The organism is Bradyrhizobium sp. AUGA SZCCT0182 (assembly GCF_018130185.1).
Taxonomy (GTDB): domain Bacteria; phylum Pseudomonadota; class Alphaproteobacteria; order Rhizobiales; family Xanthobacteraceae; genus Bradyrhizobium.
Genome location: NZ_JAFCLY010000112.1, coordinates 1 through 1,082, shown reverse-complemented (window position 1 = coordinate 1,082; position 1,082 = coordinate 1). Strand labels below are relative to the sequence as shown.

Sequence of the window (1,082 nt, the reverse complement as noted above, 5' to 3'; positions counted from 1 at the left end):
ATTGCGTTACGCGCGATGGGATTCGAAACCGAAATTCTCCTGTCAGATATTATTCCGCAGTCCGACATCCCCTCAAATCCGAAGGAGAGATAGATGGGTCTCAAACTTTGGCTCGTGGCTTCGATCTTCGCAGCCTCCCTCACGAACGCAGCGACCGCCCAGGAAATCAACTGGAAAAAGGTCGATGACACGTTCGGAAGAAAGCCCGCGATTTCGGGTGACGTGCACCGCTACGGCTTTCCCCGCACCGATCTGACCGTGACCCTCGACGGCGTCACCATCAAACCGGCTCTGGCGCTCGGCGGCTGGGTCGCGTTCAAGCCAATGCACGGGGAGGCCATGGTGATGGGCGACCTCGTGCTGCTGGAGACTGAAATCAATCCGGTCATGCTCAAGATGATTGAAGGTGGGCTTGAGATCACTGCCGTCCACAATCACCTGCTGCGCGCCAGCCCGGCCACGTTCTACATGCATGTCGGAGGCCACGGCGATCCCGAAAAGATGGCTAGCGTCATTCGCGATGCTCTGGCGGCGAGCAAGACCCCGCTCGCGACGCCTGCCGCAGCGCCTCCACCAGCGGTCGAACTCGATACGGCACAGTTAGATCAGATCATTGGCGTCAAGGGACAGCCGAACGGCGGCGTCTATCAATTCGCCGTGCCGCGCCGCGATCCGGTGACGGAAAACGGCATGCAGTTGAGTCCGGTCGGGCCGATGGGCGTGGCGATAGCCATCGGCTTTCAGCCCACCGGCAGCGGCAAGGCCGCAATCACCGGCGATTTCGTCCTCTCCGGTGACGAGGTGAATCCGGTGATCAGGGCATTGCGATCGAACGGCATCGACGTAACCGCCGTCCACAGCCATATGCTGGACGAACAGCCGCGGCTGTTCTTCCTTCATTTCTGGGCCAATGACGACGCGTTGAAACTTGCCCGCGGACTTCGCGCTGCACTCGACAAGACTGCCAGTACGAAGGGCTAGTCGGATTGAGGCTTTCATCGTGAGGTCGACATGCCGCTGAAAACAATCGGAACCATCGCCATACCAGAAGCCGCGGGCAGCGAGTTTGACCACGCCGCCTT

At 60.0% G+C, this 1,082-nt stretch carries 1 protein-coding gene; it reads left to right on the top strand.

All coding sequences use genetic code 11. From position 1 onward, the window contains the following. The first annotated feature begins 93 nt into the window (after window positions 1–93). Window positions 94–981, top strand: a complete 888-nt coding sequence (locus JQ611_RS41480) for a DUF1259 domain-containing protein (protein WP_212468852.1) — start codon at window positions 94–96, stop codon at window positions 979–981. Window positions 982–1,082: the final 101 nt, after the last annotated feature.